The organism is Chryseosolibacter indicum (assembly GCF_018598585.1).
Taxonomy (GTDB): domain Bacteria; phylum Bacteroidota; class Bacteroidia; order Cytophagales; family Cyclobacteriaceae; genus Chryseosolibacter; species Chryseosolibacter indicus.
Genome location: NZ_JAHESD010000029.1, coordinates 1 through 25,946, shown reverse-complemented (window position 1 = coordinate 25,946; position 25,946 = coordinate 1). Strand labels below are relative to the sequence as shown.

Sequence of the window (25,946 nt, the reverse complement as noted above, 5' to 3'; positions counted from 1 at the left end):
CATTCGTCTTTAGCGCAAAAATCAATAAATATTATGGAAAGAATTTCATATAAAGAATTACCACAAGGGTTTTTGAACGGTCTTTTGGCAGGGCAGGAGTACATTGATAACGCTGGTCTTGATTTTTCACTTCTTGAGCTTATTAGAATGCGTGTGTCTCAAATTAACAGTTGTGCTTATTGCCTTGATATGCACTTTAAAGAAGGGTTGGCACATGGTGAAACAGCACTTAGATTAATTTCCGTTTCTGCCTGGCGTGAAACACCGTACTATACTCCAAAGGAACAAGCGGTACTGGCATTTGCTGAAAGACTTACCCGGCTGCCTGCTGAAGAACACAGCGATGATATACATAATGAATTGTCAAAATACTTTTCTAAACGTGAAATAGCATTGCTGACATTGGCTATCATTCAGATAAACTCGTGGAATAGATTGGTAAGATCATTTGGTACAGTTCCGGGAAAATATGAAGTAAAGAAGAAAGTTAATGCTTTGTAAGGTATTCATATAGCATTAAATTGAATAAGGTCTTCAACGCATTTCTAATTGAGTGCGTTGACAAGCTTTTATTAATCTTTAAAGGTTGGGTGTAGTGTACTACATGGGATATAAATAATAGGGACAATGTCCTATTTCTGTTTTTGTGTCCTTACAACTGCCATTACTATCTATTAAAATATACTAACTTCGTGCAGTAAAAATAATGCATGAGCACGGAAAACGAATTACATCAGAGAAGTGGGTCAGTTTGTGAGCTTTGTAGTGGCAGTGGTGAATTGATGGTATATGAAGTAGAATCAGCACCGTCAGGAACTGACGCAAGTATTCTTGTATGTAATAAGTGCTTTGAACAGTTGCGCAATAATACGTTAGATAGTGACCACTGGCGTTGTTTAAATAATAGCATGTGGAGTGAAATTCCTGCTATACAGGTTGTATCATGGCGACTTCTAAACAGGCTGCAACAGCAGGGTGAAGGATGGGCGCAAGACCTGTTAGAGATGATGTATCTGGATGAAGAGATGCAGGAATGGGCAAGACAGGATGTATTTGATACTGAAGGAACTGAGAGCAAAGTTGTCCATAAAGATAGTAATGGTAACCTTCTTCAAAATGGAGATACCGTAGTACTTATCAAAGACCTTGATGTAAAGGGTGGTGGTTTTACCGCTAAGCGTGGTACAACGGTAAAGGGAATAGTGCTCGTTGAGAACAACGCATCTCAAATAGAAGGACGTGTTAATGGTCAGCAAATTGTAATTCTGACTCAGTTTGTTAAAAGATCGACATAAATAAACCGAAACTTCAACGGCCTCCTGCTATTTCTATAAAGCTTCCCGAAACGTATGATGCTTCTTCGCTTAAGAGCCAGAGAATGGCTGCGGCGACCTCTTCAGGGTATCCTCCTCGTTTCATAGGAATATGATCACGAAGTTTATCAACGCGATCGGCATCGCCTCCGCAGGCGTGAATATCTGTATAAATGAAACCAGGCCTTACGGCATTTACTCTTATTCCTTGGGAAGCAATTTCTTTGGAAAGTCCAATAGTGAAGGTGTCGATGGCGCCTTTGGAAGATGCGTAATCAATATATTCAAAAGGTGATCCCGTACGACTGGCTACAGAAGAAACATTGACTATTGAGCCTCCGGTACCACCATGCTTTAATGCCATTCTGGTGATAGCTCTTTGCGTACAGTAGAATGAGCCAAAAACATTTGTTTCAAATATCTTCTTTATCCGCGCTGCAGACATTTCTGTTAACTCCATTTGAGATTCAAGTATTCCTGCATTATTGACAAGTGCGTCTAATCTTCCAAACTTTCGATCCATCGTACTAAAGAGCAAATCTACCTCGTCTTCTTTTGAAATGTCTGCTTGTATTGCTATACCACTTCCTCCTTCATCTTCAATTGTCTTAATTACGCTATCAGCAGCCTCCTTATTGCTACAATAATTAAGGCAAACATGATATCCTTTCCTTGAAGCTAAAAGAGCAGCTTCTGCGCCTATTCCACGACTTGCTCCGGTAATTAAAATGACTTTCTTCATTCTATTTACTGTGTAATAGTACTTCTATTTTAGTACACTAAGATATTCAATCCATGGCCCAACATCTCGTTTGCGTTGTTTTGCAAGAACACGTATTATCTGGTTAAGATGCGTTAAATCATGAACTACCCATGTATGGAGTAACTGATTTAGCGTTACTTTTCCAAAAGAAGGATGGATGCCCTCTTTTGATAACACAGCCTCCGTTAGGTCTTTTGATTTAAGATTTTGAATGTTCTCTTTTCGCAGTGTTTCAAATTCATTTAATAACTGTTCAATATGCTTCTCTACATTTAATTCAAAATGTGCTATTCTATTTATGGGAGCAAAGGTTTTATCTGTTTTATCTGATAAAATTATCTCAATCCTAATTGGCCAGTCTGTCTTCTCCAAATAAGCAAGGTGACCTACTACATCAAAAGGGCTCCATGTATTTGGTCCTTCATTGGTCTTAATGCTTTGCTCCTCTAAGCCTGAAAGCAGCATCCTTAGTATAGTTGGAGTTTTAGAGAGAAACTGAATAACTTTATAAATAGTATTCGATGGATTTTCCATGGCTAGAACAGGAATTCAATATCCTTATTGTAATATGTGAAATAACAGACATTTAAATTTGGATGCATTGTAAAAAACGGCCAAATATTTTAATGCAGACCAAACTGATAGGGGCGCAATAAAAGTTTTAAGTATGGAATTGAAGAAGATAGCACCAAAGTTATTAACACAACAGATAAAATACATTTATACACTTGAAATAGAAAGCCATGAAAGAGTTTCAGAGCCGCATATCCTGGTACCAGATGGAACATTTGAACTAATATTTAATTATGGAGATGATGTATTTCATTTGGATAGTTATAATCGTTATGTACGAAGACCAAGAGCGATGTTAGTCGGTGGTTTTAAAAACCAATTTTCATTACAATATACCGGGAAGATTTGTATGACAGGGGTTGTATTTAACCCTGCCTCCAATGTTTCTGTATACAATGACAACATGAAATTTTTTGGCGAGAAACTTATCAGTGCTGACAATATTATGGGATCAGGTGTTAATGCCTTATATGAAGAGTTGTACTCGGTTGCAGATCTTTCCCTTATCCGTGATAGAATAGAATCATTTCTGTCGGCCAGTGGCGTGAATATAGGTCAATTAAAGTATGTTGATCAGATGAGCGCAGCCTTATTTAAAATCCACAAGTGCAAAGGCAATACGCGCGTTAATGAATTATCGTCCCTAACATGTATGAGCGAAAGGAATTTTCGTAGAATTTTTAGTGAGAACGTAGGGATGTCTCCTAAAGAATATTTGCGTATAATCAGATCAAAAAATCTTCTGCATCTGTTAAAGAAGGGAAGGTCAATTACTGAAATTGCTTTCGAGCTCGGTTTTTATGATTCCGCTCATTTGATTAATGACTTCAAAAGACTAAGTGCTGCCTCTCCGTTTGATTACATTTCTCAACTAAATGTTATCGATGAAGCTTTTTTCAGGGTAAGTGAGTATTCGAAAGTCTAAAAGAGGCTTATTCTGGCGCCTTTAGGTTCTCTAACTCTTAATTATTCACCGAAATATTCATCAAAGTGCCGCTTTTGTCAACACAAGCACATATGGCGTAAATTGGGTTGAACCAGTTAACGTCTTGTAATACAGCCGGTTCTTGCTGTGTCTAAAAAATGGCAGGGTCATTGTTAAATACTATCTGCTGGCTACTCTTTTTTGAGCTGGTCGGAATTGCTCGAGTTCAAAATAATTTGTTGGTGAATTAATCTATTCAACAAAAGAGCGCCGGTAGTGGCGCTCTTTCTACGTCTGTCGGAGATACTGTACCCACGAAGCAGTATCCTTTATAAGTTTTTTAAGAACCTTCCTGGATTTAGTACCAAACCTGACAAAAGTCATTTTTCCAGACATCTTTACTGTCAATTATTGCGGTTTAAAACAAAATCGAGCTGTATTACCTATGGTAATCTTACATGTAGACGATGATGCTGAGGACCAGGAAATATTTAAAGATGCATTAAGCCACTCGAATCCGCTTGCTGTGTATTACTCGGCAGAGTCGGTTGAAGAAGCTTTGGAATTATTTAAAAGTCCTACCCTTTTATGCCCGGATTATATTTTCCTTGATCTAAATATTCCCAAGCAGGACGGTAAGGCATTTCTTAGAATAGCCAGAAACGATGCAGTATTGAAGACAATACCGATTATTGTATTTTCAACCTACATAAGCAGAGAAGATAAGAGTCTTTGTCTTGAACTTGGAGCTAAAGATGTTCTAACAAAGCCGGCCAGTTTTCGCGACATCTGCGCAATAATTGACGCAACCATTAAATCATGATCAGTATTAAGCGTGTACCTTTCTTAATCTTATAAGAAGGGTAAAAGGCTTGATTAATATGATTTAAGCATATATAACTTAAAAGTCTATTTCTGTATGGTATCAGTAAATTATGCACTTTGGGATTAAAGGATAAAACTTAAACTTGACCTAAGTTTAGTATTCTATGAATAAAAAAATTCTACTCTCTGGTCTTTTTATTGTCTTTTACATTTTTGCGATCGCGCAGGTATCAAACCCAATAAACCTGTATTTGACGCCCTCAATATCTGATGAGGCCTTAAAAGAAAGTGGCAGCGTAATAGAACAATTTCTAGAAAAAGAAACCGGTCTGCCTATAGATTTGAAGATTCCTAAAACATATGAGGTCTTGATTGAGAATTTCGGCTCGGACAAGAGGTGCTTCGCTTTCATGAGCAGCCAGAGCTATGTTGTAGCGAATGGTAAATACAAGGCGTCAGTGAAATTAAGAATTGTGCGTTTTGGACATTCTGTTTACCAGGGTATGATTGTCGCACATGAATCGTCAGGGATTAAAACCCTTAGAGATTTACAAGGGAAAACAATGGCTTATACTGATGAGCTTTCTACTTCCGGATATCTTTATCCTAAGATGATGCTCAAGAAAAATAAAGTAACGCCATCTAATGAGGTATATTTACAAAAGCATGATGAGGTGATAAAACAGGTTTACGAAAAGAAAGTAGATGCTGGGGCGGCGTTTTATTCTGAAGCTGGAAATGGATCATTGCGTGATGCCAGAAGCAGGCTTAAAGAAAAATATCCGGATGTAGAAAAGAAAGTCGTTATCATTGCCAAAACAGATCCGATACCCAATGACCCTTTAGTTTTTTCAAAAGACTTTGATGCGGCTCATGCAAATAAAATATGCATGGCGCTGATAAAATTAGCTAAAGATGAAAAAGGGAAACAGGCTCTTTTGCAACTTTATGGAGCAGAAGGTTTTGTGAAAGCATCAGATGCGGATTACAACACGTTAAGACAAGTTGTCAAAGCCAATAAATAATTAAGGAATAGTTGCAAGAGTACAAATAAAAAGATGATAGAATAGATTAACTATCCTATCATCTCTGATGAAATATTTTCAATCTACCATTTCACCCATTCGAGGTCGTCTTTAGAAGGTAACTTTGGAAAGGGTGCGTGCGGCTCTGTCTGATACCAATATACGACAGAGGCAATATCTGACTTCTGAGGATAGTAACGCCAATCGTGTCTCCAACCAAGGTCCTGAACTGTAACTCTTAGATCTTTCTCAAAACGTATTGGGTCTAAAATATGCCAGCGATACATTCCGAAAGCTTGCTGTGAAAGGTATAGCCCATTAGGTCTGATTACCTGATGTAAACCTGCATAAGCAGTAGAGTATTCCTGATATTGTTTGGTTTTCTGGTTCTCGAAATTATAAGAACCACAGAAATAATCTTCAGCACCGGTTCCATTGATAGTAGGGAAATCACTATCACCATCCATGTAGAATTTCACCTCTCCTTCACCCCACCAAGCATTGTTGTTTACATTCCAGGCAATGAAAGTTCCTACATAATGTCCTTTACCTTTAATGCCGTCTACCAATGTGTGAATTGAACCTTGAGTCGGATTTGATCTTCTGAATTGTGCGTGAAAGTATGCCTCATCATTTCCTATAGTGGTGAGCGTGTAATCAACCTGATAGTAGAGACGTATAGGATCCTTAGCCAGGTTTTCTACAGTGATCTTACATTTTCTTCGGAAGGGCATTTTCCAGTAGCAATTAAATGCACTACCGGGGTTTACCGTAACAGCTAGCGAATTTAAAGGCGCAAATTCGTTAAAGGCCATCCCAAAGAAATCACCAATGGGTACTTCTACTGATGGTGTCTTTTCGTCATCCCAATAGAACCTGATAATTGAAAAGCGCCAGTTGCCTGTAGGTGTCATCCAGATATGTTGGATTGCTCCCGGCCCTTCCATCTCAGCGATTGTGAAAGACTCACCTCCTTTGATCTCTATATATGGATTTACTTTCCATCCCTTACCTAAGTCCTGCGCGGCCCACCATGCGTTTGCAGCATTTCTTCTGGCTGTATCAGTTTTAGGATCAGCCATACCACCTTTGCCTTTAGCACCTGTAAAATTCTCAGGAGATATTGAGCGAGACTTAGCGTCAGATAATCTGGATAGGTTGCTCATGTTCATATCCAAACCATTGAATTTATCCTGTGCATGTCCAGCAAAAGCGACAATGCACAGGAGAGCTAAAAAAATGTTCTTCATATTCTTATAGGCGTTTAATTGTAAAATGTTGCTTGTGTTCCTTTGAGGAGGTGAAATTCATTTAGTAATTGCTAGCAAACAAATAAAAATTAAACTGGTGGTTAAGACGAATTAACAAGTGGTAATTAGCAACAAAAGAAGAGGAGAATGCTAAGAGATAAACTAAGGGAGTTGTAAGAATATGGTTAAGAGGAGTAAATAAACTCCTCTTAATAAATTTATGATATTATGTTAGTCCTTATTAAATCTATAGATCAAACTTAATGTGGCACTGTTAGTAATTGAAAAATTGAATTCTGAAATGTCAGTTTCTACGTCTACGCCGATATTACTATTATAAGCTGTTCTTTTACCTGTTCTATAATAGAAACCTGGTGTGATTTCTGCGCCAACTATAAAATCTTCCGTTATTAAAAAATTTAACCCAACAATACCATCTATACCAGGCATAAAGATGTTCTCTTTAGTATTGTAGTTGAGTGGATTTTTTGAATAGAGGTAACCTAGCGACACATCTAAACCTGTTCTAAGTTCTAATTTATTGGTGATATCATTTCTAAATTCTCGGCCTGCCTTGAGGGAGATGTTGTAACTGGTAGATTTGTTATAATCTTGGTTGTTTTTACTGCCATACAATGATAGCCCTGAGAACCGCCACAAAGCAGTCTTTGATCCTGTTCTGTATGTCAATCCAAAGTTGTCTAGGCTCTTCATGAGGATTCCCACTTCTTTTTGTTTAAGGTCTTGAGCGAAAGAAATGGTCGTGATCAATAGAAATAGTACTGGTAGAGTGTTTTTTAACATATTTTTTTGATTTTATAATGCTGCTAAATGCAAACACCAAACCAATTATTAAATCAGATAATTGCTCAATCAGATAATTACTTCTGCGAATTCGCGTACATGCGGAATTTAGATAGTGCGCCGAGTTGAAGTATCAGGATTGATAAGACTCTTGTCCATGTATACGGAGTGTCCTGTTTAGCTTGCTAATTTTTACAATTTTGTGTGAAAGGTGGTAACAGAAATATTGCTGGAATTCTCTAGCAGAAGAATAAACTTAAGAATGAGAAATTTATCTAAGGATTAATTCGATTACTACAAGTCAAAATGTCTCACATTTGTTGTCATAGCAAATTACTTTACAAATTTTATTTAATTGCCGTACTTAGTAGAGGAATATTACACTTGCAGTTTTAAATTGGGAATAGGATACCAAATTGCGAACCCTTTCAATTGTTCTAAAAAATGAGTTTATAATCGTTGCACAACCGCTTTTCAGAAAAATAATTTAAAGTCGTAGAATATTAGCTACAAATTATTTCATGAGTTTGATTTAGCATGCTATCTTTATTTTAATTTGTGAAGAATTAAGTACCGGGATTGATGGCATAAGAATCATAAATCGATAAACTTACATTGTGTTAACAAAACACTTATAAATCTTCCACATTTTGAACCTATCTACTAATTCCCAGCAATGAAATACAATCAGGGGCAGAAGGTCATTGATGAAATGATTGAAATTATCCACAATGCCGTTCAGGGGGATACGGCAAGACATCTTTCATTAGATGAGGATAAGGGAGAATTGAAAGACCTGGCCAATGGTATCAACCTTTTAATACAAGAACTTCATGTACAGTCAAAGCAAAAATATGTACAGAAGAAGTCTTTTTATATTAACGTTCTCGAGCAACTTCCTATTGGGGTTGCTGTGCTGAACAAGCAATTGAAATACATCTACAGCAATCCTGCTTATTTTAATGAAAACGAATTACGCCTGGATGCACTTGGCTTAAGCGACCTCGACCTTCATAAAGTGGGAAGAATAAGCCGTACGCAAGCATATACAAGATATGCGCAAGTTAAAGGCGTTAGGAATACCGGAAATGCTTCTTCTCTTGAGGAGGTAATAGCAGAGAAGGAGAACAAGAACAGATGCTTTGTAAGAACTGTAATGCCATTATCAAGAAAATGGCCCGCAAAAGCTGATTACTATTTAATCTATGTTATTGATATAACCACTTACCATAACAAGACTAAAGAACTTCACGAAGATAACGTTCACATAGAGCAGACGAAGGAGGAACTTGATAAATTCCTTCATCACGTGACTCATGACCTGAAAGCACCGCTCGCATCTATTGAAGGTCTTATTAACCTTTCGGCTCACGCTCATAATCATACTGAGATACAGGAAAATCTTGAAATGATGCGTCGGAATGTCAGACAAATGGAGGAATTCATCAAGACGATTATGAATTACTCTCGTAATGCAATGGCGGATATTTCGCTCAAGCGCATCGATTTTGAGGAAGAATTACATAATGTAATACAATTGCTGAGGTTCGGCGAGAACGCACACCGCATTCATTTTAATGTAGACGTTCAATTAAAAGTAGATTTCTATAGCGACCCTACCAGGCTTTATATTATTTTCAATAATCTGATATCAAATGCTATCCGATATCATAATTATGACCAGGAAAATCCATTTATACATATCATAGTTAGAGGTGGTGAAACTGAAGCTTCAATAAAAGTGATGGACAATGGCAAAGGAATAGCCCAGGAGCACCATTCTAAAATCTTTAAATCATTTGAAAGAATTTCTGAAGACTCAAAAGGTTCAGGGCTTGGCTTATATTTGGTAAAACAAGTTGTTCAAAAATTAAAGGGTAATATTTCATTCGTCTCCTTCCCTAATAAAGGGACAAGCTTCGAAGTGAAAATTCCTAATGCTAAATTATACTATAAACTGCAGGCCAATTGATTTATGGATGACTTGAAGAATGATGGTAAACTAAAGAATATCATTCTAATTGACGATGATGAGATAGTACACTTTATCTTTGGCAGGGTAGCAACAAGCTATAATAATGGTATTAATACATTATGCTTTAAGTCTGCCAGGCAAGCCTTGCAACATTTACAAACAAATGTTGCGCAGGTAGATCTCATTCTCCTGGATATAAACATGCCTGTTATGAATGGCTGGGAGTTTTTAAAGAACTATCAGGAATTAAAGTTCTCGTATCCGGTTTACATTCTAAGCAGTTCAGCAGACTCTTCAGATCTCCAGAAGTCAACTACTTTTGATAGCGTAAAGGGTTATTTTACCAAACCCATTACCCTTCAAAACTTTGAAACCCTGGAGAAGCAATTCGAGAAGCATGGGCTCCAATCCTAATTGTTTTTGCCTTCCTATATAGCAGGCGTAAGACCAATTCTTCTCGACAAGTCTGAAGAGAATAGGTTATTTGGATCATACTTTCTTTTGATCTCAAGCCACTCCTTATGCTGCGGATACATCGCTTTAAAAGTTGCCTCATCAAGGTAGGCGTCTTTACCTAAATAAATACGGCCTCCCATATCCAGCACCATCTTATCTAATTTTTGGGTAAAAGGTTTTAGCTGCGGAGTAACAGGAAAGTCAATAGCAAACGTATATCCTTCAAAGGGAAATGAGAGCAATCCTCCCTGTCCTTTACCGAACTTCTTTAAGACATTTAAAAAAGGAATACAATTGCTGGAGGTAATCTCGGTGAGAATTTTCCTTATGTTCTCCTTGCCATTCTCCATGGGGATTACAAACTGGTATTGGATAAAGCCGCGCTTGCCATAGCCGCGATTCCACTCATTAATTATATCCAATGGATAGAAGAAACTTTCATAGTGGGATATTTCTTTCGCTGACTTCTGCATCCAATAGAGGACTACATCGAGCATGCTTACCGTGAGCGGGTTCAAAACAAATCCTGGAAGGTAAAAAGGCACAGTAAGTTTTGGCTTGCCACCAATCTTCAATGGATCTTTACGGAAGGCAGGTGGTAGATCTTCAAGTTTAGCATGATTGCCTACAGTTAATACCCCACGGCCTAATCGTTTACCTTTTGCCATCGGGTCTATCCATGCTACAGAAGCATTATATGCTTCACCCATGTCTTCTAAAGACTGTAACATCTGGTCAAGGTTTTCAGCTGCAATTGCCTTTTGCTTGAAGTAGGTTGTTTCAACTTTACGCAGCTGAATAGTAGCTGTAAGAATTATCCCCAGAAGGCCCAGACCTCCGAAGTTTGCCCAGAACAAATCCGGATTTTCGTCTCTGCTTGCTCTCATAACTCGTCCGTCTGCCAACAGAATGGTAAAATCGTATACGCAGTTTACAAAAGAGCCGTCAGCATGATGTGCTTTACCATGTACATCATTTGCAATGGCGCCGCCAATGGTTATGTATTTGGTACCCGGAGTGATCATAGGAAACCACCCGCGTGGTGTTAATGCATTAATAATCTCCTCCAATGAAACGCCGGCTTCACAGGTAAGAATACCTTTCTCCTCATCGAAAGCAAGAAAGCGGTTGTATCGCTCCATCTTTCCTACAAGATGGTTAGCGTTTGTCGCTTGATCCGCGTAGCTGCGGCCTAGTCCCCTTGCTAGTATCTTTTTTCCATTCAGAACTTTGGTGAAATCCTGTGTATCGTTCAGGTAAAATACTTTTGCAGGAGCTTTGGGAATATTTCCCCATCCTGATAAAGTCTCTTCTACAAGTTGCATGCTCTTTTCGTATTAAGAGGTTTTCTTTTGAATAGAAATCCTAAGGATAAATTGACTGCAGGCGAGATACTAAAAATGTGCCTGCTGCTGCATACGATAGCAACCTGTTCTATGAAAAGAACACATCCCCGTAAAGGGTATTAGAATCACAGTTCAATTGATTAGAGTGACTTTAAATTAACGGAAAAAACGAGGCAGAAGGGGTATGACTAAGCTTGAACCCTTCTGCTTCAGTTTATAAATTCATTCCACCTGACACTTCAATACGTTGCGCGTTTATCCATTTTGCATCATCCGTACATAGAAATGCTACTACACCGCCGATATCATCAGCACGTCCAGCGCGGCCCAAAGCAGTAATGCCTGCAATTTGTTTGTTTAACTGTTCGTTATCACGTACATGGCCGCCTCCAAAATCAGTCTCTATGGCACCCGGTGCGACTGCATTTACCGCAATACCCCGTGGGCCAAGTTCTTTAGCCAGGTATCTAGTTAATGTTTCAATGGCACCTTTCATAGATGCATACGCAGAATAACCAGGCGTAGAGAATCGGGCGAGGCCAGTTGAAATATTGATAATGTGACCACCATCATTAATTATTGGAAGGGCCTTTTGCGTTAGGAAGTAGACGCCTTTAAAGTGAATGTTCATCAACTGATCGAATTGTTCTTCTGTTGTTTCTGCAAACGCGGAATAAATGCCAATGCCCGCGTTGTTGATGAGAAAATCGAAGCGATCTGTATTAAAGCTGCTTTTTAAGGTGCTTTTTAATGAATCAATAAACTTACCAAACCCTGCAATATCGGCAGCATTGAACTGCAATGCTTCAGCCTTGCGTCCTGAATTCTGAATTTGCTTTACCACAGTTAATGCCTCTTCTTTCTTGCTGTTATAGGTAATGATTACGTCAATACCTTTTTTAGCAATGTTTAATGCCATGTCCTTTCCCAGGCCTCGACTGCCGCCGGTAACCAGCGCGATTTTATTATTGTTAGCCATAGTGTAAAATTGTTTTTTTGTTACACAAATTTCATCCCTATGGGCTATCTATGTTTGCGAGCTTCAATCCAGTATTTGCAAAAATCAAATCTCGCTAGGCACGGAAGGCTAAAGGAGCTATTGATGTTTGTTTCTTAAAGAAATTAGAAAAATGGGCTACCTCTTCGAAACCAAGACTATAGGCAATTTCAGAAATATTCCAATCCGTTTGTTTAAGTAGAATTTTTGCTTCCTGAACAATACGATTGCTGATAATGTCAGTAGTTGTTTTGCCCGTATTCTCTTTCAGTACTTTATTTAAATGATTTACATGTACAGAAAGTCTGTCAGCGTAATCCTTAGCGGTACGAAGCATTAGCTTTTGGTGTGGCGATTCTATTGGGAACTGTCTTTCAAGCAACTCGATAAAAAGAGACGAAACACGTGCTGAAGCATTGTGTGTGGTGTACAACGATGTGGCGGGCTGTAACTTTTGGCCAAAGTGTATTAGCTCGAGAACATAATTTCTTATCAGATCATATTTATAGGCATAGTCTGATGACAATTCTTTGTACATCTTGGTAAAGATAGCATGTAGTTCTTCTGCATTTTCAGCATTGATTTGAAAGACAGGATACCCTCCTGGACGAAAGATAGGAAGCTCATCAAGCACCACGCCGCTTTTGTTTTGTATGAGAAACTCACGTGTAAAGATGCAGAAGTAGCCTGACTGATTATCGTCATAAGGCACGTAATGATAGGGGATGCGTGGTGTAGCAAAGAGCAATCCTGTGCCTTCTATTTCAATTACTTTGTCGGCATACTCAACCCTGTTTCTCCCCTGCATCATGCTTATCTTAAAATATGCTCTTCTGTTATAAGGCATATACGGCTTTTCCTTCATCTTCAACATGATATCGTCAATCCGAAATACATTGAAGTGACCTATTTCCTTATTAATATCTTCAGGAACCAGGTTAGAAGTCTCCTTGTAAAACTCTTCAAGTGAAGTTGCTGTAGTCATGTTTTTGCAAAATTCAAATATACGAAACGGAGCATTTATTGAATGCCCTTAAAGATCGATTCTTTTATCTGAGGCCATTCGTTGTTAAGAATGCTATAGTAGATTGAATCTCTTCTGCGGTTATTGAACATCTGCATGTGGCTTCGTAATACACCTTCCGGTGTTGCGCCTATTTTAGCAAGGGCTTTTTTTGCCCGTTCGTTTAAGTTGTCTGTCTTGATTTCTACTCTTATTATTCCAACGTGTTCGAAGGCGTATTGTAACAAGAGGAATTTAGCGTGTTTATTAAAGCCTGTTCCCATAAACTCTTCTCCAAGCCAGCTCCAGCCTATTTCGATTCTCCGGTCATAAAAAGAAATGCTGCCCAAACTGGTACTGCCACAAACTTTTCCGGTTTCTTTTTCAACTATTGCAAAGGGGTAACGTCTTCCTGCTTCTTTATCTGCTAGAGCATCGGCAACCCATTGTCTCAATTCAGCTTCTATACTTAAATCTTTCGTGAAATAGGTCCATATGGATTTAGTATGCGAGATCTTATGGAAACTATCAAAATCGGTTGATGTGAGTAGTCGAAGCTGTACTTTTTCGGTTTCCAAAGATAGGGCGTCAGGGAAAGCGGATTTGAACTGCATGGTGAAGAAATGTAGATTCAATCTAATAAGATTTTACAAATCGTGGAATAAGGATATCAAAGTATGCTGATTACTGCTGGCACAATTTATTAAGGAGGATGAATGCTTAAATCTCTCACTTTATGAAGAACCTCAAAACCATCATCCTCCTTACGGGAGTTTTAATTACAGCCGCTGTTTTTAATGTATCCGCTCAAACACGACCTCACAAAACGGCTTCAGCAAAAGCATATTATGGGCAGAAACCTAAGAAGCAAAAATTTAAGAAAAAGAAGTCGATGACTGTAAGCAAGCACAAGCCATCAAAAGTGACAAGTGCCCATGTAAAACGTGCAGCGACCAGGAGAAGATCTGCGAGCTAGTTATTCTGGCGGATAGTAATAATCATTAAGCATTTAGCGAGAACGTCTTACTTGGAAGTAGCGTAAGAGTCTCATTATATAAAGAAGGCCGCACATTCGTGCGGCCCCATAAGTATATTAAAGAACTCCTCTCTTTAGTGTGCTCCTTATATATCGTCTACTGCTAATGCTCAACCATTTCTTTTACTTCAGGTAATTCTTCAAATATTGATCTTAACTTATTTTCAGGAAAGAAACTAAGAAAAGAGAGGGTCATGATGAAAAGCCCTATTAATGTCAAGATAATGAGGCCCGACCAACCCATAGCACTCTTTCCTTTATCGAGAATGATAACATTATCTTTAATCAAAAAGCCTGCATTTTTTAATTCAGCAATTGTAGCTGCTTCCATCCCAGCCTGCTCGTATTGTCCTTCTATAGAGAATTTAGCATCTGTAAAATAGTTGTCATTTTCTTCATGGTACTTCGTGTATTTAGAATCTTTTACAACTACGAAGGCGGGAAGATCACTTGCATTTTTACCTGGGTTTTCTTCAATTGCCTGTGTAGAATACACAGGATAAGCAACATAAGAAATTGATGTATCTCCTTTTTTAATACGTTGTGATAATACGTATTGGTATGCTTCTAATCCCAGGAAAGATTCTGTAGCGTCAGAGCCCGGAATATTGGGAGAGTCTTGATAACTATTTCCAAAGGAAGATTTTAGCACTTGCGCATCTTTAACCTTTATGTATAAAGGAATTTCGTCTTTTGGCATGGCTGTAAGCTCCTCAATGGTAAATTCTTTAACGTTCTTTACGCTCCAATTGAATTTCATGTCGGGAATGATCAAGCTGTTTATAACAAAAAAGGGTATCACGATAAACGCCAGGCGATATAAGACTGAGATCCTCTTAAAGAAGAGAGGGATGTTAACAATAGCGGTCTTCATACTATGTGGGGTTAGAATTAGTAAGGCAAATTATTGATTTACCAAAATTAAATGAAGAGCAGAATTAACTGTTTTATTACCTGCATGTGTAGCAAGCTTGCTATCCTTTTAACATTGGGATAGATAGTAAAAAAATGAGCGTATTATATAATGGCTTTGCTCCTCCTATAGTATTGATAAGCCATTAAACTAGTTGGAAGGCCAATGCATATTACAAGTACGAGCATGTTTAACAGGGCATTATCCCACCTGAATGGTCCTTGTTTTGCCTGGCTTAAAGGCACTGCTATTAAATTCATTACACACCATACCACAATGCCGTATGCCAGAGCTGCGAGGTACTTGTTCTTTAAAAGTTTAATAGCAAATGGATAGGTTAAAAATACAATGATAGAAACAGTAAATGCTATACAATAATGTACTCCTAAACCCAGCAAAGCAGTTGAAGTGCCACCGGTAAAGGCACTATTGCCTATTACGCCGCTAGCTACATATTGTAACAATACCAGGGGTGATAGCTTTGTATAAGTGATTGCAATTGCTCCTAATATGTCGCATGTTCCGGCGAGTAAACCTGTTAACAAAATTGTTCTTGAAAAGCTGTGGGATGGCATAAATCAGTGTATCAGGGTAAACATTGGTTTTGATTTGGACATAATGATTAAATAAATATAATCATTTATAGCCACCTATGCAGCCCTGGCAATAACTACTCCTCTATATCAAATTCGCCGATGGAGTTTATTGTCCAATCGCGATATTCTTTTAATAACCTTTCATAAAGGCCGTCCTCCTTTGTGTATCCCGTAAGTTTGATAAGATCTTTACTTGAATTTTTATTGGTAATGGGTGGAGTAACGCAGCTTACGTTCATTCCGGCCTTTTGCATTGCGTAAGTCTTATTGGTAAAGGCATTTGTATTTGATGCTTGTCCGCATACCTCAAATGTCTTTTTGGAGTCATCCTTAATTATTTGCCAGAACTTTATTGGATTCATAATACGCTGCTACCGTTGAGAAAGATTTCGTACAAAAGTAACCGGAATAATCAAAACTTATACAACGCTTTTGTATCTCTTGTGCTTTTTATGAAGTAGATCAAATGATTAAAGTGATATAAAAGGCTGTTCTTATTTCAATATTGCGTAAATATCCATTGGCTTTGCTTTGCCACGAATAGCAACTCCTTCTATTGGATTAATACAATAATCCATCTCTTTTTTTACGTATTCGGCGATAACACAAGAGGTTACGAGCGCAAGTTTTAGTCGTGATGCAAGTTCCAGCATGCGCGCACAGGTATTAAGAATATCGCCGCGATAAACCTTTTGAAATCCTACTCTTGTCACTGCTACTTTTCCCTGGTGCAATGCGGCTTTAAACTCTGGAATGAAATTGAATTTCCTTTGATAAATATGTTTTAGTTCGTTTAGCGCCTGCTGGAATTTGGAAACAAGTTGAATGCTCTCCAATAAATTCTTTCGTGAATTAGGCCAGCTTACAACTATTTCATCTCCTACGTATTGATATATTTTTCCCGTCGTTTTTCTAAGGCATAGACGAAAATCTCTAAAGAAACTTGATAGAAACATGCTGTATCTCACATTGCCCATCCTCTCAGCCAGGGAGGTAGAATTATTCAAGTCAACAAATAAAAAAATTCTATTCTCCTCTAAAGGCATGTTCAGGTTTTTGAACCATGCAATACCTGTCGATATTCTCCTTCCTATACCGTTCAGATCAAGAGAGAGGTGTTGTGCCCATGTATAGTTGTTAGCAATTGTTGTCATCACAAAGAATATTAGTAGCTTATTTTTGTCTTTGAGACAATAATTGAATGATGTACCCCTACGTTATATATTATTTTTTTTACTTTCTTAATGCCGGATTTTACCCACAATTTGCCGTATGTGCCCCTCTATTATAGAAATCTAGTGTTATAGCTTTGTTCTAAAATCGTTATGAAAGTATTTTTTACAATTATTATTATGTTTGGCATTATGGATACGGTTACTGCCCAATCAAAAGGAAATTACGCGGATGTCAATGGTCTGAAAATGTATTACGAAATACATGGAGAAGGATTTCCGCTGGTGCTGATTCATGGTGGTGGCTCTAACATAAACACTACTTTTGGAAGGATCTTGCCTTCTCTTGCAAAAACAAATAAGGTAATTGCTGTAGAAATGCAAGCACATGGGCATACAGCGGATATCGATCGCCCTCTAACTTTTGAACAGGATGCGGACGATATTGCTGCTCTGTTAAAACAACTAAATATCGCAAAAGCAAATATCCTTGGGTTTAGCAACGGCGCCAGTACAACGTTGGAGTTAGCTATTCGTCATCCTCAGGTTGTAAATAGAATTATTGTTGCGTCTACTATGTATAAGAAGGGTGGTGCTCAACCTTGGTTTTGGGACATGATGGCAAATGCAACTTTTGAAGGAATGCCTCAGATATATAAGGACGCTTTTATTAAAATAAATCCTGACAAGGACGCACTATACAACATGTACAAAAGAGATGTTGCAAGAATGCAATCTTTTAAAGATATACGTGAAGAGGATATAAAAGGTATTCAAGCTCCCACACTTATTATTATTGGAGACAATGATGTGGTAACACCAGAGCATGCTGTAGAAATGTACAGACAAATAGAGCACGCACGGTTAATGATTTACCCTGGAGGTCATGGTGATTATCTTGGAGAGATAACAACAATTAAACCAGGACAAAAAGACTATGCAGCGCTGCCCGTTATAGAAGCATTCCTAAAGGAGAACTAATTTTTTATTCAGCTTAATATCTTCTTTTTGCTAATAGTGACTATTCTTTTAATTTCCCTTGCATATTCTTGATGTACTCATCTACCTGCATCTCAAGTATTGATAATGGAACAGAACCATTTTGAAGAATTGCCTGGTGGAATTCTCCAATTTTAAAGTCAGATGCTAGCGATGTTTCTGCTTTTTTTCTCAATGAACGGATCTTCAGTTCACCAACTTTATAACTTAATGCCTGCCCGGGCCATCCTATGTAGCGATCTATTTCAGTAGTTACTTCATGAATTGAGAGCGCTGTATTTTCACCGAGATACTTCAGTGCTTCATCGCGACTCCATCCTTTATAATGAATACCGGTATCCACCACAAGCCGGCAAGCACGCCACATCTCATACGTGTATCTTCCAAACAAGTCGTAAGGGGTAACATACATACCCATCTCTTCACCAAGAAATTCGCAGTAAAGTCCCCAACCCTCACCAAAAGCACTGATATAATAATTGTTTCTGAATGTTGGGATATCCTTTAGTTCAGCAGTTATTGCACCTTGCAAATGGTGGCCCGGTACAGCTTCATGCAAAGTAAGTGCAGGAAAAGCATACAGTGGCCTGCTTTTAAGATCATAAGTATTCACCCAATAAATTCCTGCGCGTTTTGCTTTCCATGAGCCTGGAACGTATCTGCCAGCAGTATAAGTAGAAGCGATGCTTTCAGGAACTGGCTCTACTGTGAACGGAAGGTTGTATAAGGTATTAAAGAATTTGGGAAGCTGGCCCTCTGCTTTTTTGCTTAACCATGAAGCATAATTTAAAAGTTCCTGCGGGGTTTTAGCATAAAATTGTGGATCCATTCTCAGAAAGGATATAAAATCTTTAAAAGATCCCTTAAACTTTAAATCATTAATAATCTTGTCCATCTCGGCCCTGATACGACTTACTTCTGAAAGTCCCAGCGCATGAATAGAATCTGCGCTTAACGGAAGTGTTGTATAATGTCTCACTCGGTTTTCATAATACTCCCTTCCTTTGGGAATAAACATAATCCCTGGTTTGTCTTTGGCAGCAGACATGTATTCTGTAGAGAAGAACTTGTTTAGCTGTTTATAAGTAGTGAGCAATCTGCCTATCACTTCTTCAGCGCGCTGTCTTATCTGCAGCTTATCGGATTCTTTAAAATTCTGGGGAAGATTAGTGATAGGAAGATAGAACGGTGACTGCTGAACTTTGTCGGGTGTCCAGGGTTTCAAGAGTTGCAGATTGTTGTTTACAATTACTTTTGGTGCAACAATGCCTTCACGCACACCTGTTTTCATTAGCACCATATTCTCCTGAAGTACTTTCTCAAACTTCGGCAGCCAGGCAAGGTAATCATAGTAGTGTTGCAAACTGTTAAACGCCAATCGCGGAAGAATATAGGAGAGCCTGTTATAAAAACCTCCTTCAGCAGTAAAGGGTATAAAGATGATCTTATATTTAATGGCGTCTACTTCATCATTCAGATTCATAAGCATGAGTGCCTTGCTTATTTTTTCTTGATTCGACAATGTATTGTCTGCGATATGCTCTAATGCAGCAATGTATTTCTTAAGACTGTCGGCCCTGACTACCTGTGATTCGTATGAAACAGGTGACCATTCGCCTCGTGGATGATAATTAAGATAAAGGCTATCTTCAGCAGAGGTTGTAAACTTTTCTATCTTGTCGAATAGGCGTTGCAGCGATTCATTCTTTACTGTGGTTTGGCCAAATGCTTTTGCCGTTAGGAAAACAACGATGGATAGCAGTGAAAGGTATTTCATAAAGCAGGATATAGCAATCTATTGTCTAGATACGAAATGAAATACAGTTATTCAAGTATTCTCCACTATCCTGATAACAGTATATAAAAGGGGATTGTCTTCGTTAGACAATCCCTCTGTATTTTTATCCTATCACTTTTTATAATTACAACTGAACATCCAGTTTATACCGAACTTGTCGATACAGGTTCCGAAATAGGAGCCAAAGAACATATCGTCTAAAGGCATTGTAACGGTACCACCGTCTGACAACGCATCAAATAGTCTTTTGGTCTCTTCACGCGTATCGGGCTCCAGACAGATATACATATTGTTACCTTGATTAACTGTAAAGCCCATTTCTTTCGGTGCATCAGAAGCCATTAAAACATGGCCCCCGAGTATGGGTAGTTCTACATGCAACACCATGTTCTTTACATTTTCTGCTATTGGCGGATGTCCGGCTTCCGCTGGAAGATCTCCAAAACGTTTAAGCCCTCTGCCGCTAAATTCTGACTTGAAAACAGATTTGTAAAAGGTGAATACTTCTTCCGTGTTGCCCGGAAAGTTAAGATAAGTTGTCACACGTGGCGCATTAGATATCTTTAGTTCTTTACGCAATTTAAAAGCTGATTGTAGGTATTGGTCCAGGTTTTCGTGTGCCGCGCTAAAGCCGGTTTCGAATCCCATCTCAACTATCTTCTGCATATCTTCAATAGATGAGAATAAAATGTCTATAGCTACCGTTGTACCATTGGAAGAGGGCGTGAAGGATGTTTTCCAAACCATGCTCGGAAGACTCTTGTCTTCAATTCCGTTTTCATCGCAAAAAAAATCCTTTGCCTCAAAATATTGATGCGTCTCTATTTTCCTGAAATCTACTTTGGTCCACATTTTCTCGCCCTCAGGTCCATTCATTGAATATAGCCATTCACCTCCTTCTTTAAAATCCATTCTTTTTGTCTCAGCTTTCCACGGCTTTGGAGCCCACCACTCGTCAAGTATTTCACTACTCGTCCATGCTTGCCACACCTCTTCAACCGTGCCTGCAAATTCACGGGTTATTGACATCTTTTTGTTTGAAAGATCTTTAGAAAAAATTGTCTTGATCATGATCTTATTTTTTTGACTTTAACTTATGTAGAACTTTATCTAACTGATTGAATCGCGTTTCCCACAATTGCTCAAAAGGCTTTAACCAGTCTGAGACCTCCTTCATTTTTTTTGCATTGAAGTGATAATAGATTTCCCTTCCCGACTGCTCTTGTTTCAGCAGTTCGCACTGCGTAAGAATTTTTATATGCTTTGAAACTGCCTGCCTGCTGGTGTCGAAATGCTCAGCAAGTGCATTTGGCGTCATAGCCTGAAATGCAATAAGCGTAATGATAGCCCTTCTTGTAGGATCGGCAATTGCCTGGAATACGTCACGTCTCATAATTTAATTTGCTACTAATCGGTTGCAATATATGCGCAAACAAAGGGTTGCGCAATTAAAAGCAATTATTTCGATTATAATTCTTTAGCAATTCATTCCTGAAGGAGAATAGCGCTTCTAAGGCTTGATATGAGCGCTTGTTCTTTCCCAAATAATCTTTGAATTTACTGTCAAAATTACTTAAAAAAGGAGCGGTAAGGGAAGGACGGAGGCATGACGGAGCTACGGCGAAGCCAGGATTAGCTAGATCGAAATAGCAAGAACCGAATCAAATTTTGGTTGCGGAATTAATGTCACTTTCCTGCAAATGAGAACAAAAGGAGGCGTAAGTTCTGATTTAATGACCAATTCCGATTTCCCCTTTTAATCCTCCGCTGATATTAATCAACATGCTGCAAATACGTGATCCTAGTTCTGCGTCATCTGTTCTTTTTGTTGTAACAGAAGATAGCGATTAACATCCTTAACAATAGTTTCAATGTTTTTCTTAAAGGTGAGAGACAATGCTTCGACCATAGAGGTATTAAAGGCTGAGCGTATTATTTTTTTTGAGGGATAAGTAGTATGGAAGCGCTCCGATTGTTGTTCTGACTTAGCGTACGCATCCAACACTGTTATGCCGTCTTTCTTCAGTGTATAATGGAATTTAGAATATGCCTGCGATTGACCACCTGCTTCCTGAAAACTCCAGACATAGACAAGGTACAAGAATACAAAGAAACCCTCCTGGTGATAGGGTCCTGAAACACCAAGGCTCTCTACTTCAATTTCAAGCTTAAAATTACTGACTGATTGTAAAGTATCGGCCTTAAATATTCCACTTCTATTGCTCTCTTCTATCATTGCGCATTGAATAAAAGCGCCGATGTCTTCTTTTATTCCATCTTGCCCAAGCCTATAATCATGATCGGCTTTCCAGCCAGTATAAATTATTAAAGGAATAACTGATGACTTTATTTTTCTTACTAATCCAGGACCTCGGAATTTGCCATCATTTAGTAAGACCTTATCTACACATACAGTATATGGCGTCGTTTTTTCCTGCCATTTTGTATCGTTGATGTATTTTAAACTGGTCTTTCTTTTTGTAAAGCCTTTATGCAGCGCTTCTGTAGAGGCACAAGCGTTACATAACACTATCAAAATTATAATGAATGCAATTCTGCTGAATATATTATAAGCCATATTTAACAAAGCGATAGTGGTCTTTTACAATGGATTTGACTTTAGGATCAGGGGTGCAGTCATACACCTTTTGATATTGGTTTCTAAATGACGTTGTATCTGACTTTAACTCGTATAAGCAATCAATCTTCAATAACAGTACCTGGCAGGCGTACGCATCTTCCGGTAATGCATTTAACAATTTGTAGGATTCAGCATACTTTTTTTCAATTAAATGCCTTATGGATTTTATAAACAGTGCAGGCCTGTTTTGTTCGCGCAGCCTCTTTTCTATTGTTAACCAGTCTCTTTTTTTAATCAGATTAATCAAGTCTTCACTGTCTGTAAATTGTTTAATAGATAAAAGGACTGTTTTTCTTGGATTACGCGCATCGTTCGTGTCGTAATAGGTGCTGTCATTTACAACCTGGTATTTGGGAGGTGCGCACGAAATAAAGATGAGCAGTAAGATGAGGGGGTTTTTAATTCGACGTAACATTTCCTAGCGGGATACGGCACAAAGGTAACAACTAATAGCTTTTCAAGTAATTCAACGATTGTCTCGTTATTGAATACCGTCTCATTTGTAGACTTTTTTCTTTTGAATGGAATTAATCTTTTTAATGGAATAGCTTAGTTTTATACAATATCCTATCAATCAATGTATTATAAACAAAAATTATCGCTTGTAGCGGCTGGTATATTTCATGGGTATACCAGGTACTATGAAAAAAATATCTTGTTTAGTAGCGGTTTTTTTGTTCTTCTCTACGTCGTTTACTATTGCCCAGCCAGGTGGCGGGAGGGGTAACGGAAACGGGAATGGAAACGGTAATGGTAACGGTAATACCAAACCTGAGAAACCTTGTAAAAATCCAAATCAGAAGGGTTGCAATGTTCCAATCAGTGGAACTTGGGTTTTAATGACAGGTGGATTAATTATGGGAAGTTTCTTCTATTTAAAAAAACATAAAGAACTGGAATTGAAAAAATCGGCAAACCAGTAGTTAATTGTTCTACAATCTGAAGCTTTATTGTGCCTAATGAGACTTACAAAAGTGTGTCATTCTAAGATATATTTTGAATACAACTACTTTGACTAAACAGGTATTTTAGCAAGTTGTACAATATTCTTTACTTCAATAACCTTTTTTGGATACCCTTTAATTGCTAGAGTAATCATTGCAAGGCCTAATTCCTTTAAAGAACAAAAGCCATCAGGATACAGTGCTTTCCCTATCGGGAAGATCCAGTTTACGTATTTATATAAAGGATTGGTATTCGATAATCCTTCCGTTGCTTTGAGGAAGCCGGGCCTTACAGCATACACATCGCGGAAGGGTAACGTCATCAGATCATTTTCCGTTCTTCCTTTCACACGGGCCCAGTGTAACATGCTCTTCTCTGTGTTATCGGTACCCGCTCCGGAGATGTAGCAGAAGGTCATATGAGGATTTAACCTACTTAAGGTTTTTGCTACGTTCATGGTAAGAGTATATGTTGTTTTAAAGTATTCTTCTTTACTCATGCCAACGGAAGATACTCCCAGGCAAAAGAAGCAAGCATCATATCCAGAGAGTTGGCTCTCAATGGTGCTAAGATCATAGAAGTCTGCATGAATAATTTCTTTAAGCTTTGGGTGTTGTTTACTGTACGGCTTTCGGTTAATGATGAGTACGCTTTCGGTTCTTGGGTGATTTAAACACTCATGTAATACACCTTCACCAACCATACCTGTAGCACCAGTAATTATAACTTTAATTTTGCTCATATACTTGTAATTGTATTACGCTGTTTGTTAATCATTCAATGAAGCTAAGGTTGAGACGTGGATCCATCACAAATATTGTACAGCATGGTATATCCTACACCCGCGGGTTAGTGCGGGTGTAAGGGTGTTTATTATATGCGAACCTCCTGGTGCCAGCGCTCTTCTATTTCCTCTTTTAATCTTTGGATGATCTCATCCAACCCATCATACCAATCCAGGTGCGGGCTCCATGCGGCACATCCACCTGCCGTCGAAATACATTGTGTATCTTTCCATATTTTGCCGCATTGCGGGCAACGCCCAGCTGTTGAAAACGTGTCCCAATAGTTTCCGCACGTACACTGCCAGTAAGGTTTACCATCAGGTTCCCATTTGCATTTAGGACAACGAATATGAATATCTGACATAATCTTAATATTTAGGGGTGTGTCTGCAATATAGAATAACTTGAACTATAAATAACAAGCCGAACAGTCGTAATAAATATTTACATAATAGCTGAAAGTTAAATTGGCTCTTATTTATTTTCGCGCTTATAATGCGAAAGAAAATCAAACGGTCTCTGCGTGTAGCAAGAATAGTTGTTTACAAAGAGACACTTGTAAACTATACAGAGCACTTTTGGACATTCTTAGGGTCTTTTGTCGGTATAGGCTTAATAGGTTTAATGCAAAGCTTCTACCTCTCAGCGTCCGATAATCTTTTTCTTGTAGGTTCGTTTGGTGCTACATCTGTTTTGATCTATGGTGTAATCAACAGTCCTCTCGCTCAACCCCGAAATGTTATTGGCGGCCATTTAATTAGTGCCCTTGTGGGTGTTACAATAAACTATTTTGTTCCTTACGACTGGTTAGCGGCAGCGCTGGCTGTATCGTCTTCTATTGTATTGATGCAAATTACCAAAACACTTCATCCGCCAGGTGGTGCTACCGCCCTGATTGCTGTTATCGGATCAGAGAAGATTAAAGCTTTGGGATTTGGATATGTTATAAGTCCTATCTTATCGGGTGTAGTCATTTTGCTGTTTGTAGCGATGGTATTTAACAACATTACTAAAAAAAGAAGCTATCCGCGAAACAAGTATTGGTACAAGGTCTGGAAGCGGAAATACCTGTAACAATCTTCACCTGCTTTCACCATAAAAAATAGAAGTTCGGGGCTTAAAGCATAACACCTTAAGCCCTGAACAAAGAATGACTAACTATACGCTTTAAGCGTTAACCATTAACTAGAGGACTTTTTCCAGTACGGTGGTGTTATCCGCTTTGTCTTTAGCCCGTATGGTAATGGTTGTACCGACGAGGGCAACGTTAGGCTTTGTTGTTGTATATGACCATTTGGAGTTGGATGCTTCACGCAGTACGGCATCGCCTCGCTCAATGAGTACCTTTGCAGCATCTCTGATCTCTACCTGTACGGATACTACTTTGAAGTCGTCGGTGACTTTCATTTCCAGCACATCGCCTATTGCTCCGTTATATTGAGAGACATCAAGGTCCTTAATCTCCGGCGCTCTCAGGTAATCGGTTAAGGCTACCAGATACGCACTGGTGAGACGTGGTGTAATGCCGGAGGTATACTCTGCTCTACTGGTCTCATTGGCCAGCTGGGCTTTCGCATACGCTACAGCTTCTAAAAAGCGTTCTTTTCTTTCTTCCTGAGAAGGTGTGAGAACGTCGCGCTTTTTAGGCGGTTTACACATGATCAGTTTACCGCGTACACGTCTGTATACTACAATATCGCCTAGTTTGCCATTTACTGTGGCCATAATGGGGTTATTACCTACTTTTGACATAGAATTAAAAATTTAATGGTTTAACAAAATTTAACTTTATCAACTGTCCAGCGC

At 38.5% G+C, this 25,946-nt stretch carries 31 protein-coding genes; 11 read left to right on the top strand and 20 right to left on the bottom strand.

What is annotated here, in order from left to right; all coding sequences use genetic code 11:
- Positions 1–33: 33 nt before the first annotated feature.
- Both KK060_RS13540 and KK060_RS13535 read left to right on the top strand, forming a co-directional pair.
- The gene (locus KK060_RS13540; RefSeq protein ID WP_254154280.1) at positions 34–501 is read left to right on the top strand and encodes a carboxymuconolactone decarboxylase family protein; all 468 of its coding nucleotides are present in this window, start codon (positions 34–36) and stop codon (positions 499–501) included.
- A gap of 209 nt (positions 502–710) precedes the next feature.
- The gene (locus KK060_RS13535; protein ID WP_254154279.1) at positions 711–1,295 is read left to right on the top strand and encodes a PhnA domain-containing protein; all 585 of its coding nucleotides are present in this window, start codon (positions 711–713) and stop codon (positions 1,293–1,295) included.
- Between the two features lie 13 nt (positions 1,296–1,308).
- Here the strand turns inward: KK060_RS13535 and KK060_RS13530 are convergent, their stop codons facing one another.
- Positions 1,309–2,055: an SDR family oxidoreductase gene (locus KK060_RS13530; RefSeq protein WP_254154278.1), complete on the bottom strand. Its 747-nt coding sequence runs from the start codon at positions 2,053–2,055 to the stop codon at positions 1,309–1,311.
- Between the two features lie 24 nt (positions 2,056–2,079).
- Positions 2,080–2,610: a DinB family protein gene (locus KK060_RS13525; RefSeq protein WP_254154277.1), complete on the bottom strand. Its 531-nt coding sequence runs from the start codon at positions 2,608–2,610 to the stop codon at positions 2,080–2,082.
- 133 nt (positions 2,611–2,743) lie between these two features.
- Here KK060_RS13525 and KK060_RS13520 point away from each other — a divergent pair, with 133 nt between their 5' ends.
- The 3 genes from KK060_RS13520 (at position 2,744) to KK060_RS13510 (ending at position 5,424) form a co-directional block, all read left to right on the top strand.
- On the top strand, positions 2,744–3,574 hold the full coding sequence (locus KK060_RS13520; RefSeq protein WP_254154276.1) for a helix-turn-helix transcriptional regulator: 831 nt from the start codon (positions 2,744–2,746) through the stop codon (positions 3,572–3,574).
- 445 nt (positions 3,575–4,019) lie between these two features.
- Positions 4,020–4,397, top strand: a complete 378-nt coding sequence (locus tag KK060_RS13515; protein WP_254154275.1) for a response regulator — start codon at positions 4,020–4,022, stop codon at positions 4,395–4,397.
- A 166-nt stretch (positions 4,398–4,563) separates the two neighbouring features.
- Positions 4,564–5,424, top strand: a complete 861-nt coding sequence (locus KK060_RS13510) for a phosphate/phosphite/phosphonate ABC transporter substrate-binding protein (RefSeq protein WP_254154274.1) — start codon at positions 4,564–4,566, stop codon at positions 5,422–5,424.
- A gap of 83 nt (positions 5,425–5,507) precedes the next feature.
- Here KK060_RS13510 and KK060_RS13505 read toward each other — a convergent pair whose 3' ends face one another.
- Positions 5,508–6,674 (bottom strand): glycoside hydrolase family 172 protein, encoded by a 1,167-nt coding sequence (locus tag KK060_RS13505; protein ID WP_254154273.1) that lies wholly within the window; start codon positions 6,672–6,674, stop codon positions 5,508–5,510.
- Positions 6,675–6,905: 231 nt separating this feature from the next.
- Positions 6,906–7,478, bottom strand: coding sequence for a hypothetical protein (locus KK060_RS13500; RefSeq protein WP_254154272.1), 573 nt, complete (start codon positions 7,476–7,478; stop codon positions 6,906–6,908).
- A 676-nt stretch (positions 7,479–8,154) separates the two neighbouring features.
- Here KK060_RS13500 and KK060_RS13495 point away from each other — a divergent pair.
- Positions 8,155–9,450 carry a sensor histidine kinase gene (locus KK060_RS13495; RefSeq protein WP_254154271.1) on the top strand — a complete coding sequence of 432 codons (1,296 nt, stop codon included), beginning with the start codon at positions 8,155–8,157 and terminating at the stop codon, positions 9,448–9,450.
- Positions 9,451–9,453: 3 nt separating this feature from the next.
- Positions 9,454–9,867, top strand: a complete 414-nt coding sequence (locus KK060_RS13490) for a response regulator (protein ID WP_254154270.1) — start codon at positions 9,454–9,456, stop codon at positions 9,865–9,867.
- A 14-nt stretch (positions 9,868–9,881) separates the two neighbouring features.
- Here the strand turns inward: KK060_RS13490 and KK060_RS13485 are convergent, their stop codons facing one another.
- The 4 genes from KK060_RS13485 to KK060_RS13470 all read right to left on the bottom strand — a co-directional run bounded on the left by KK060_RS13485 (position 9,882) and on the right by KK060_RS13470 (position 13,869).
- Entirely contained in the window at positions 9,882–11,234 is a 1,353-nt protein-coding gene (locus tag KK060_RS13485; protein ID WP_254154269.1) for an FAD-binding oxidoreductase, read from the bottom strand.
- Between the two features lie 235 nt (positions 11,235–11,469).
- Positions 11,470–12,234 carry an SDR family oxidoreductase gene (locus tag KK060_RS13480; protein ID WP_254154268.1) on the bottom strand — a complete coding sequence of 255 codons (765 nt, stop codon included), beginning with the start codon at positions 12,232–12,234 and terminating at the stop codon, positions 11,470–11,472.
- 94 nt (positions 12,235–12,328) lie between these two features.
- Positions 12,329–13,237: a helix-turn-helix domain-containing protein gene (locus KK060_RS13475; RefSeq protein ID WP_254154267.1), complete on the bottom strand. Its 909-nt coding sequence runs from the start codon at positions 13,235–13,237 to the stop codon at positions 12,329–12,331.
- 35 nt (positions 13,238–13,272) lie between these two features.
- Positions 13,273–13,869 (bottom strand): GNAT family N-acetyltransferase, encoded by a 597-nt coding sequence (locus tag KK060_RS13470; RefSeq protein WP_254154266.1) that lies wholly within the window; start codon positions 13,867–13,869, stop codon positions 13,273–13,275.
- A 122-nt stretch (positions 13,870–13,991) separates the two neighbouring features.
- Here KK060_RS13470 and KK060_RS13465 point away from each other — a divergent pair, with 122 nt between their 5' ends.
- Positions 13,992–14,231, top strand: coding sequence for a hypothetical protein (locus tag KK060_RS13465; RefSeq protein ID WP_254154265.1), 240 nt, complete (start codon positions 13,992–13,994; stop codon positions 14,229–14,231).
- A 163-nt stretch (positions 14,232–14,394) separates the two neighbouring features.
- On the opposite strand, the gene KK060_RS13460 is transcribed toward KK060_RS13465, so the two are convergent.
- The 4 genes from KK060_RS13460 to KK060_RS13445 form a co-directional block, all read right to left on the bottom strand.
- The gene (locus tag KK060_RS13460; RefSeq protein ID WP_254154264.1) at positions 14,395–15,165 is read right to left on the bottom strand and encodes a hypothetical protein; all 771 of its coding nucleotides are present in this window, start codon (positions 15,163–15,165) and stop codon (positions 14,395–14,397) included.
- Positions 15,166–15,308: 143 nt separating this feature from the next.
- Positions 15,309–15,779 carry a hypothetical protein gene (locus KK060_RS13455; protein WP_254154263.1) on the bottom strand — a complete coding sequence of 157 codons (471 nt, stop codon included), beginning with the start codon at positions 15,777–15,779 and terminating at the stop codon, positions 15,309–15,311.
- Positions 15,780–15,874: 95 nt separating this feature from the next.
- Positions 15,875–16,162, bottom strand: a complete 288-nt coding sequence (locus KK060_RS13450; protein WP_254154262.1) for a hypothetical protein — start codon at positions 16,160–16,162, stop codon at positions 15,875–15,877.
- A 132-nt stretch (positions 16,163–16,294) separates the two neighbouring features.
- Entirely contained in the window at positions 16,295–16,954 is a 660-nt protein-coding gene (locus KK060_RS13445; RefSeq protein WP_254154261.1) for an adenylate/guanylate cyclase domain-containing protein, read from the bottom strand.
- A gap of 171 nt (positions 16,955–17,125) precedes the next feature.
- On the opposite strand from KK060_RS13445, the gene KK060_RS13440 reads away from it, so the two are divergent.
- Positions 17,126–17,953, top strand: a complete 828-nt coding sequence (locus tag KK060_RS13440; RefSeq protein WP_254154260.1) for an alpha/beta fold hydrolase — start codon at positions 17,126–17,128, stop codon at positions 17,951–17,953.
- A gap of 40 nt (positions 17,954–17,993) precedes the next feature.
- On the opposite strand, the gene KK060_RS13435 is transcribed toward KK060_RS13440, so the two are convergent.
- From KK060_RS13435 to KK060_RS13415, 5 genes are all read right to left on the bottom strand, one after another.
- A complete protein-coding gene (locus KK060_RS13435; RefSeq protein ID WP_254154259.1) occupies positions 17,994–19,748 on the bottom strand; it encodes a DUF885 domain-containing protein in 1,755 nt (584 codons plus the stop codon).
- A gap of 132 nt (positions 19,749–19,880) precedes the next feature.
- Positions 19,881–20,840: an SRPBCC domain-containing protein gene (locus KK060_RS13430; RefSeq protein WP_254154258.1), complete on the bottom strand. Its 960-nt coding sequence runs from the start codon at positions 20,838–20,840 to the stop codon at positions 19,881–19,883.
- Between the two features lie 4 nt (positions 20,841–20,844).
- Positions 20,845–21,162 carry an ArsR/SmtB family transcription factor gene (locus tag KK060_RS13425; RefSeq protein WP_254154257.1) on the bottom strand — a complete coding sequence of 106 codons (318 nt, stop codon included), beginning with the start codon at positions 21,160–21,162 and terminating at the stop codon, positions 20,845–20,847.
- Positions 21,163–21,570: 408 nt separating this feature from the next.
- Positions 21,571–22,347: a hypothetical protein gene (locus tag KK060_RS13420; RefSeq protein ID WP_254154256.1), complete on the bottom strand. Its 777-nt coding sequence runs from the start codon at positions 22,345–22,347 to the stop codon at positions 21,571–21,573.
- Positions 22,337–22,825, bottom strand: coding sequence for a YfgM family protein (locus KK060_RS13415; protein ID WP_254154255.1), 489 nt, complete (start codon positions 22,823–22,825; stop codon positions 22,337–22,339). The genes KK060_RS13420 and KK060_RS13415 overlap by 11 nt, the downstream gene beginning before the upstream one ends.
- 226 nt (positions 22,826–23,051) lie before the next feature.
- Between KK060_RS13415 and KK060_RS13410 the strand changes: the two genes are divergently transcribed.
- Positions 23,052–23,333 (top strand): hypothetical protein, encoded by a 282-nt coding sequence (locus KK060_RS13410; protein WP_254154254.1) that lies wholly within the window; start codon positions 23,052–23,054, stop codon positions 23,331–23,333.
- 92 nt (positions 23,334–23,425) lie between these two features.
- On the opposite strand, the gene KK060_RS13405 is transcribed toward KK060_RS13410, so the two are convergent.
- On the bottom strand, positions 23,426–24,097 hold the full coding sequence (locus KK060_RS13405) for an NAD-dependent epimerase/dehydratase family protein (protein ID WP_254154253.1): 672 nt from the start codon (positions 24,095–24,097) through the stop codon (positions 23,426–23,428).
- A gap of 131 nt (positions 24,098–24,228) precedes the next feature.
- Complete coding sequence (locus KK060_RS13400; RefSeq protein WP_254154252.1) at positions 24,229–24,504, bottom strand: hypothetical protein; 276 nt, start codon at positions 24,502–24,504, stop codon at positions 24,229–24,231.
- 131 nt (positions 24,505–24,635) lie between these two features.
- Between KK060_RS13400 and KK060_RS13395 the strand changes: the two genes are divergently transcribed.
- Positions 24,636–25,214 (top strand): HPP family protein, encoded by a 579-nt coding sequence (locus KK060_RS13395; protein ID WP_302180075.1) that lies wholly within the window; start codon positions 24,636–24,638, stop codon positions 25,212–25,214.
- A gap of 111 nt (positions 25,215–25,325) precedes the next feature.
- On the opposite strand, the gene KK060_RS13390 is transcribed toward KK060_RS13395, so the two are convergent.
- Complete coding sequence (locus tag KK060_RS13390) at positions 25,326–25,892, bottom strand: hypothetical protein (RefSeq protein WP_254154251.1); 567 nt, start codon at positions 25,890–25,892, stop codon at positions 25,326–25,328.
- Between the last annotated feature and the right edge of the window lie 54 nt (positions 25,893–25,946).

What these genes read in the sequence shown, in the direction of transcription:
- KK060_RS13540 (WP_254154280.1), top strand. Translation starts at nt 34, where the DNA reads ATGGAAAGAATTTCATATAAAGAATTACCACAAGGGTTTTTGAACGGT.
- KK060_RS13535 (WP_254154279.1), top strand. Translation starts at nt 711, where the DNA reads ATGAGCACGGAAAACGAATTACATCAGAGAAGTGGGTCAGTTTGTGAG.
- KK060_RS13530 (WP_254154278.1), bottom strand. Translation starts at nt 2,055, where the DNA reads ATGAAGAAAGTCATTTTAATTACCGGAGCAAGTCGTGGAATAGGCGCA.
- KK060_RS13525 (WP_254154277.1), bottom strand. Translation starts at nt 2,610, where the DNA reads ATGGAAAATCCATCGAATACTATTTATAAAGTTATTCAGTTTCTCTCT.
- KK060_RS13520 (WP_254154276.1), top strand. Translation starts at nt 2,744, where the DNA reads ATGGAATTGAAGAAGATAGCACCAAAGTTATTAACACAACAGATAAAA.
- KK060_RS13515 (WP_254154275.1), top strand. Translation starts at nt 4,020, where the DNA reads ATGGTAATCTTACATGTAGACGATGATGCTGAGGACCAGGAAATATTT.
- KK060_RS13510 (WP_254154274.1), top strand. Translation starts at nt 4,564, where the DNA reads ATGAATAAAAAAATTCTACTCTCTGGTCTTTTTATTGTCTTTTACATT.
- KK060_RS13505 (WP_254154273.1), bottom strand. Translation starts at nt 6,674, where the DNA reads ATGAAGAACATTTTTTTAGCTCTCCTGTGCATTGTCGCTTTTGCTGGA.
- KK060_RS13500 (WP_254154272.1), bottom strand. Translation starts at nt 7,478, where the DNA reads ATGTTAAAAAACACTCTACCAGTACTATTTCTATTGATCACGACCATT.
- KK060_RS13495 (WP_254154271.1), top strand. Translation starts at nt 8,155, where the DNA reads ATGAAATACAATCAGGGGCAGAAGGTCATTGATGAAATGATTGAAATT.
- KK060_RS13490 (WP_254154270.1), top strand. Translation starts at nt 9,454, where the DNA reads ATGGATGACTTGAAGAATGATGGTAAACTAAAGAATATCATTCTAATT.
- KK060_RS13485 (WP_254154269.1), bottom strand. Translation starts at nt 11,234, where the DNA reads ATGCAACTTGTAGAAGAGACTTTATCAGGATGGGGAAATATTCCCAAA.
- KK060_RS13480 (WP_254154268.1), bottom strand. Translation starts at nt 12,234, where the DNA reads ATGGCTAACAATAATAAAATCGCGCTGGTTACCGGCGGCAGTCGAGGC.
- KK060_RS13475 (WP_254154267.1), bottom strand. Translation starts at nt 13,237, where the DNA reads ATGACTACAGCAACTTCACTTGAAGAGTTTTACAAGGAGACTTCTAAC.
- KK060_RS13470 (WP_254154266.1), bottom strand. Translation starts at nt 13,869, where the DNA reads ATGCAGTTCAAATCCGCTTTCCCTGACGCCCTATCTTTGGAAACCGAA.
- KK060_RS13465 (WP_254154265.1), top strand. Translation starts at nt 13,992, where the DNA reads ATGAAGAACCTCAAAACCATCATCCTCCTTACGGGAGTTTTAATTACA.
- KK060_RS13460 (WP_254154264.1), bottom strand. Translation starts at nt 15,165, where the DNA reads ATGAAGACCGCTATTGTTAACATCCCTCTCTTCTTTAAGAGGATCTCA.
- KK060_RS13455 (WP_254154263.1), bottom strand. Translation starts at nt 15,779, where the DNA reads ATGCCATCCCACAGCTTTTCAAGAACAATTTTGTTAACAGGTTTACTC.
- KK060_RS13450 (WP_254154262.1), bottom strand. Translation starts at nt 16,162, where the DNA reads ATGAATCCAATAAAGTTCTGGCAAATAATTAAGGATGACTCCAAAAAG.
- KK060_RS13445 (WP_254154261.1), bottom strand. Translation starts at nt 16,954, where the DNA reads ATGACAACAATTGCTAACAACTATACATGGGCACAACACCTCTCTCTT.
- KK060_RS13440 (WP_254154260.1), top strand. Translation starts at nt 17,126, where the DNA reads ATGAAAGTATTTTTTACAATTATTATTATGTTTGGCATTATGGATACG.
- KK060_RS13435 (WP_254154259.1), bottom strand. Translation starts at nt 19,748, where the DNA reads ATGAAATACCTTTCACTGCTATCCATCGTTGTTTTCCTAACGGCAAAA.
- KK060_RS13430 (WP_254154258.1), bottom strand. Translation starts at nt 20,840, where the DNA reads ATGATCAAGACAATTTTTTCTAAAGATCTTTCAAACAAAAAGATGTCA.
- KK060_RS13425 (WP_254154257.1), bottom strand. Translation starts at nt 21,162, where the DNA reads ATGAGACGTGACGTATTCCAGGCAATTGCCGATCCTACAAGAAGGGCT.
- KK060_RS13420 (WP_254154256.1), bottom strand. Translation starts at nt 22,347, where the DNA reads ATGGCTTATAATATATTCAGCAGAATTGCATTCATTATAATTTTGATA.
- KK060_RS13415 (WP_254154255.1), bottom strand. Translation starts at nt 22,825, where the DNA reads ATGTTACGTCGAATTAAAAACCCCCTCATCTTACTGCTCATCTTTATT.
- KK060_RS13410 (WP_254154254.1), top strand. Translation starts at nt 23,052, where the DNA reads ATGAAAAAAATATCTTGTTTAGTAGCGGTTTTTTTGTTCTTCTCTACG.
- KK060_RS13405 (WP_254154253.1), bottom strand. Translation starts at nt 24,097, where the DNA reads ATGAGCAAAATTAAAGTTATAATTACTGGTGCTACAGGTATGGTTGGT.
- KK060_RS13400 (WP_254154252.1), bottom strand. Translation starts at nt 24,504, where the DNA reads ATGTCAGATATTCATATTCGTTGTCCTAAATGCAAATGGGAACCTGAT.
- KK060_RS13395 (WP_302180075.1), top strand. Translation starts at nt 24,636, where the DNA reads ATGCGAAAGAAAATCAAACGGTCTCTGCGTGTAGCAAGAATAGTTGTT.
- KK060_RS13390 (WP_254154251.1), bottom strand. Translation starts at nt 25,892, where the DNA reads ATGTCAAAAGTAGGTAATAACCCCATTATGGCCACAGTAAATGGCAAA.